At 43.1% G+C, this 6,236-nt stretch carries 5 protein-coding genes; all 5 read right to left on the bottom strand.

What is annotated here, in order from left to right:
- Positions 1 to 222: HopJ type III effector protein (locus AC1DO4_RS27410; RefSeq protein WP_477420953.1), on the bottom strand; the 222-nt coding region annotated here is incomplete at its 3' end.
- Positions 223 to 407: 185 nt separating this feature from the next.
- Positions 408 to 3,665 (bottom strand): cadherin-like beta sandwich domain-containing protein, encoded by a 3,258-nt coding sequence (locus tag AC1DO4_RS27415; protein WP_477420954.1) that lies wholly within the window; start codon positions 3,663 to 3,665, stop codon positions 408 to 410.
- A gap of 760 nt (positions 3,666 to 4,425) precedes the next feature.
- Positions 4,426 to 5,055 (bottom strand): ATPase, encoded by a 630-nt coding sequence (locus tag AC1DO4_RS27420; protein WP_477420955.1) that lies wholly within the window; start codon positions 5,053 to 5,055, stop codon positions 4,426 to 4,428.
- A 1-nt stretch (position 5,056) separates the two neighbouring features.
- The gene (locus tag AC1DO4_RS27425) at positions 5,057 to 5,332 is read right to left on the bottom strand and encodes a hypothetical protein (RefSeq protein ID WP_477420956.1); all 276 of its coding nucleotides are present in this window, start codon (positions 5,330 to 5,332) and stop codon (positions 5,057 to 5,059) included.
- Positions 5,333 to 5,622: 290 nt separating this feature from the next.
- On the bottom strand, positions 5,623 to 6,063 hold the full coding sequence (locus tag AC1DO4_RS27430) for a hypothetical protein (RefSeq protein WP_477420957.1): 441 nt from the start codon (positions 6,061 to 6,063) through the stop codon (positions 5,623 to 5,625).
- Positions 6,064 to 6,236: the final 173 nt, after the last annotated feature.

The raw sequence follows: 6,236 nt of genomic DNA on the forward strand, positions 1-6,236 counted from the left end.
GGCAAATAAATAGAGTGTGTCTGCCGCGCTTAAGTTGTTAAGTTGGGCACAGGCAAAAACCTTTGCACTCCCCTGGTTTTGTGTAGCCTCGTTATAAACATCACCATTTTTAAAGGCTGTTGGTTGATGATTGTAATACGTTTCAATCAATTTTATAACTTCGCTAAACAGCACCGATCCCTGTTGGGATGCTGTAATTAACGTAAGTAGTTGCCCCTTCATTCAGAATAATTTTTCGCGAAAGTAAAAAAGAAAAATCAATTCCTGTAGTTCGACGTCGGAGAATCGAACTGCAGGATTGCAAACAGCGGGGTTTATCGTAGCTGTCAGATTAAATTGAGGCTATCTCACATTAGCAGACAGCATATTCCCGTTGTACAGATCCTCTAATGTTATCTGAAATTTTTTCAATATTTAAGTATTAAAAAACCTGTTTTGTGTTTATTTACATTACCAACTTTATAATCGAGCAAGTAATAATAAGTGCCCGGCGACTGCATTTTACCGTTGATGTTTGAATGTCCGTCGAATACGTTGCCATTGCTGCTATATCCTTTTGCCTTATAAACCAATGCGCCGCTTTGCGTAATTATCGATATTTTATTATCAGGGTAGTTGGCCAGTCCGTCTATAGTAAATATATCACCTAAGCCGTCCCCATTTGGTGATACTGCCTGATGCACCAAAATATCATCATTAACTGCCTGCACGCTGTCGGGTTTGGTTGTTGAGCTAATTTGCTGTGCATAAACACTATTCACTGCTACCATTGCTTCCCGGGTTACCGTTACGGTATAAGTCTTCGTTGTTACGCCGTCCGGCGCCGTTACTACCGTATTGATGGTATTGGCCCCTACTGCCAGCGGGATGCTTTGCGATGCAGTTTTCGATGCTACCGGTGTGCCGTTCACCGTATTTGTAGCCAAACCATTATTGTCGGTTGGCGTTACCGTTATCGAGCTTGTTGCATTGCTTACACTTGCCATATAGTTATAGGTTTGTATGCCAAAAGCCGGGCTTAATGTGCCGCTGCTCAGTACCAGCTTTATCAGGTTGGCATTTGGCGATAGTGCCCGGTTGACCGTTACGGTATAAGTTTTGGTTGTTACACCATCCTCTGCGATTACCACCGTAGTGATGGTATTGGCTCCTAATGCCAGCGGGATGCTTTGCGATGCAGTTTTCGATGCTACCGGTGTGCCGTTCACCGTCATTATAGACATGATATTATTGACGGTTGGCGTTACCGTTATTGAGCTTGTTGCATTGCTTACACTTGCCGTATATTGGTATGTCTGTACGCCAAAAGCCGGTGTTATTGTGCCGCTGCTCAGTACCAGCTTTATCAGGTTGGCATTTGTTGATGGAAGAACATGAATAGTTATTTTATATGTTGTACTGGTTGTTCCATCCTGCGAGGTTACCACGACATTATGCGTTTCGCCATTACCTACAAAATACCATAAAAACGCAGACCCGGATGCAACCGCTTGCCCGTCAATCCTAATCGTTGCATAAGCATAAGAGACCGTTGGCGTTAACTTAATAAGGTTGGTGGCAGTATTGGCTATGTTTAATGTATAAGTATTTGTGCCGCTGGCGAAGGCCGGGCTTAATGTCCCTGTGTCAAAGGTAAGGTTCGAAAGACTTGAATTGGTTGAAGCAGCCAATGTTGCCCTCGTTACGGCTATTGTATAGGTGGTTTTGGTTACCCCGTCGGCGGCGGTAATCACCACTACTATCGTATTTACCCCAACGGCCAAAGGGATACTTTTAGAGTTTGCCCCCGAGGATGATGCAACGCCGTTTACCGTAACCGAAGATGATTTATCGCTTTTGGTAGGCTTTACGGTAACTGATGTTATTGAATTATTTACAACTGCTATATAGCTTGTTGTGCTGGCGCTGAAAGCAGGGCTTAATGCTCCATTGCTTAGCTCCAGCGCTGAAAGGCTCGCTTTAGGCAACCTGGGGACCGTTACCGTATAAATGGTTTTGGTTACCCCGTCCTGCGCCGTTACTACTACGGTGATAGTATTGACGCCTGCTGTTAAGGGTACAATTTGCGTTGCATAGCTTGATGCTACTGCTATACCATTAACGGTTACTGTGGCGGTGGGGTCGCTTGCGTTTGTGTATACGGTCATATCTGCGATTTCACTACCTACCGCTTCTGTCGTGTAGTCGGCTGTTCCTGTGTTGAATACAGGGCTGGTTGTAAGGTTATTAGATGATGCAACGCTAAATAGCAAAAGGATTTGGAGACCCGAATTATTGGATGGCGGCCTGGTTACCGTTATGGTGTATGTTTTTGTGGTTACACCGTCGGCGGCAGTAACCACAGTGGTAATAGTGTTTGATCCTATAACTAACGGGATCGCCGCCGAAGCCGAACCTGATACCACCGCTGTTCCATTAACAGTTACCTTTGCGGCAGCATCGCTGGTAGTTGGTGTAATGTTAACTGAGGTGGTGGCATTGGTAACCGAGGCTGTATAACTTGTTGATCCGCTCGCAAAAGCAGGCGTTAATGTCCCGCTGCTGATAGCGAGGTTTGCAAGGAGTGCATTTGACACAGACGGCCGCGTTACCGTAACCGTGTAAGTTCTTGTTACATAATTATACGGAGATGTAACAAATATGTTTATTGTATTAGCGCCAATGCTTAGCGGAATGGGTGCCGAAGCCGAGCCGGAACCAGTCACTATTCCGTTAACCTTTATGGTATCCCTTGAATCCTTCGCAGTGGGTGTTACCGAGATTGATGAGGTTCCCTCGGGTACGATTACGGTATATTCACCATGGTAGTCTACAAACTCCGGCGTTAGTGTGCCGTTGCTGAGGGTCAGATTAGTTAAATACGCCAAAATAAGCGGCGTTAATCTCTTGGTAATGGTCACGGTATAGGTTGTGGTGGAGCCGTTCTGGGCTGTTACCAGGATGGTTATAATATTTTGACCGGGGTTAAGCGCTATTGGAGCCGATGTTGTACCCGATGTTACCGCTGTTCCATTCACTTTTATGGTTGCAGTAGGGTCCGCAACTGTAGCTTTTACAGTGGTAGAGGTTGTTTCGCTGTAAACTATCGATGTATACGATGTAGTTCCCTGGTGGAACTGGTAAGGTGTCAATGCTATATTGCTTAAGGATAAGTTACTAAGGGCCGAATTTGATGATGGTGGACGCTGTACAGTTACCGTATAAATTTTGGTAGTTATCCCATCCTCGGCAGTAACTTTTACTGTAATAGTGTTTGTGCCGACAATAAGTGGTATAGCTGCTGAAGCCGTGCCCGAGGTAACTGGCATACCATTAACTGTTACCGTGGCACCTTGATTGCTCAGCGTAGGGGTTACGGTAGCTGGCCCTGATGTGGCGATTGCTCGATATGCTTGTCTTGGGCTGCTAAAGGGCTCAATTACATACGCACCAGTAACACTCATATTGGCCAGGTTGGCGTTGGAGGCAAGCGCGTGCCGCGTTACAACTGTGCTGTGCGTTTTGGTGGTAATGCCGGCATGGGCCATTAAAGCACCGGTTGTTAACGTAACCGTTAATAGCATTAAAAATAATAAACTAAAGCGCCAGCCCGGCAAAGAGTTATTTTTGTTTTCCCGGAAAGTTTTGGCTGGAATTAAATTGTGTGAAGGTAAAGGCTTTTTCATTGGCTTTATGGGTTGTAATTTTAAATCAAGGACCTAAAAATAAACCAGTTAACGTCAGGGGCCATGCTAAACCGTTATCAAATGTACATAAAGAATTTAATCAAAAACAAAGGTTTTATTATTTATTTTTACATATTTTTTTAGCAATTATAACTTATATCATTTGGTATGTTTTCCGCCCCCAATATTTATTACATGCAACCTGTTTTCCTTTAATCAAAGGCCAGCGAAGGTGTGGTTACAACATTTCAACCAGGAATCTTTTGTTCGTGTTTGTAAGGTGCCAGACAGGTTCAGCTTGCCGGAGATGAATTAGAAAAATCCAAAAAAGCGAGTTAATATGCAACTCCGCTGTTCGAGTCTCCGACTTAGAACCACTATATATGTGATCTCCAGCTACTTGATGCCTAATGCAAACAATCAACATGACGCTATCAATGCCGGCGTAATTAGATGCGCTTACTTCTTCTGCTTAAATGAAAATAGCCTTCAAGCAGGTTCTTCTGTTAATGCCTCTGCCATGCTAAGCGCCGGCAAACAAAAAATATCCTTTAATTTCAAAAGACAAAATTAGTCACAACTAATTAATTAACTCTATATAAAACAGCATGAAGTGTCCTGATGGCGATAATCATCTCCTGTCGAAAATTTGAACCTGCGGCACCTGCTGAAGATGCATTACCCGCTGTTCGAAGTCTCCGACTGAACTACTATGCCTGTTTCTCCAGACTACCCAGATTTTCTTTTTCGATTAAAGTGGTTATGGAAATAACTTTACAATAGCTGGCAAGTGGTCAGTAAACCAGGTCGGTAATTCCACCCGTTCAACGTGAAATTCGATTTGTTGCATAACAGATTTGAATAAGATCCGGTGGTTAATTTCTGAGGTATCCACGATGGTGAGGTCATCGATCAGTGGGTGATAAATATTTAGTTTTTCGAGGTTTCCGTAGAAATTATTGTTCAAGGTCTGCGGATCAACATAGTGACCACCTTCTGTTACCCTTTCCGTAACGCGGAACTGTGATAATTCCGGGTTTTCCAATCCGAAAAAAATCAGATGCAGCCGGTAACCTGCCTCTTTGAAGGTCTTTGGTTTTTCCCAGGTGGCGTCATTGGTAAAATGACCTTCATAAACATAGTGGTGGTTGTTGGCCAATGCCTGATTGGTTTGTTCTTCAAACAAGTTTACTACATACTCCAGTGCATCCTTTCGCGCATATTTTGCCGACCTGGTAATTGCCGGGAATAGTTCATTAAGCTTCCTTGTATAAAGCAGGTCGCCGTCAAAAACGGTATGATGTTTTAAAATTTCTTCCGGAAGATAGCCTGGCCCGACTGTGGATTTTCCGGCTCCGTTTGAACCCGTAATGATGTACAGGCCGGGCATATTAAAACAGGTTTAACTCCTTGCGGATTATCTGTGCCTGGCCCATGGTCAATTCTTCAACAATGGTAAATGATTTTAAATTTGGCGCAACAGTAACAATCTTAATGGAATGATCGGGATATTCCAGGTAACTTTGATTTTTAGGCAGTTTGTTCGACCATATCAAAAATGGCTTGCCGTTATCCAGTTTTTGCCTTCTTAAACGCCTTACAACCGTACTGCTGATCGCTTTTAATTCTTCAATAGTACCCATTTCTTTCCCTTTTCTGTTATTCAAATATACTGATTTTTCGCCTGCATATCGTTATATGGAGTAATTTGAAGCCATAGTTTTCAGGCTTCCCCGCTGTTCGATTTCTACAGACTTRGAACCACTATACCTGTTTCTCCAGACTACAGGATGCTTAAAACAAACAATAATTCCCCGCTGTTCGGAGTCTCCGGACGAACCACTATGACTATGTATGTAGTGTACAGACTACATGATGAATACACATAATCTTCAGCTCAGCTTGCAGGAGTGTTAAGCGCAAAAAAACGAGGTGTGCTGATATCTGTTAGATAGAATTACTTTCTTACCATAGTTTCAATTACCACATATCTGAGGCCGTTGATGTCGGAAGTTTCGAATCTAAGTGTGAAGGAGTTTTTGTTGATCATCTTAATTTCGGCAGTACCTTCGTCAGGCGAACCATGACGGCCCTGTATACCTACCCAATAGTAATATTTCCCCGAGTCGTATTTAATGGTGTATTCGCCTGAAGAAGTTACATCACCTTCGGTATAGCCTACGGTTCCATCGGTTTTAAATTCAAATTCATAGGCATATGCTTCAAGCTGGTCTTCCCTGGTGAGCTTACCATCCTTGTAACTCTGATATATCAGGCTCGAAACTGTCCAATTGCCAACTATGGTTTTGGGAGTTATTTCTGTTCCGGCCCGGGAATCTTTTTTGCAGCCGGCAAAAACAAATACAACACAAATAAGGGTAGTAAACAAGGCTTTCATAACAGGTTATAATTACATAAAAATATAACTTTTCTACAAATTTAAACCACTATAAGAAATAACATGTAACTTATTAATAACCTTAGGGCTTTCTCAAGATCCTAAACCGCTATTATTTCGCGGTCAACGCCTCACCTTCAAAAACAACGCCAGGCCAGCCATAGGCCATAAAC

This window comes from Mucilaginibacter sp. P5_A6, assembly GCF_056400585.1.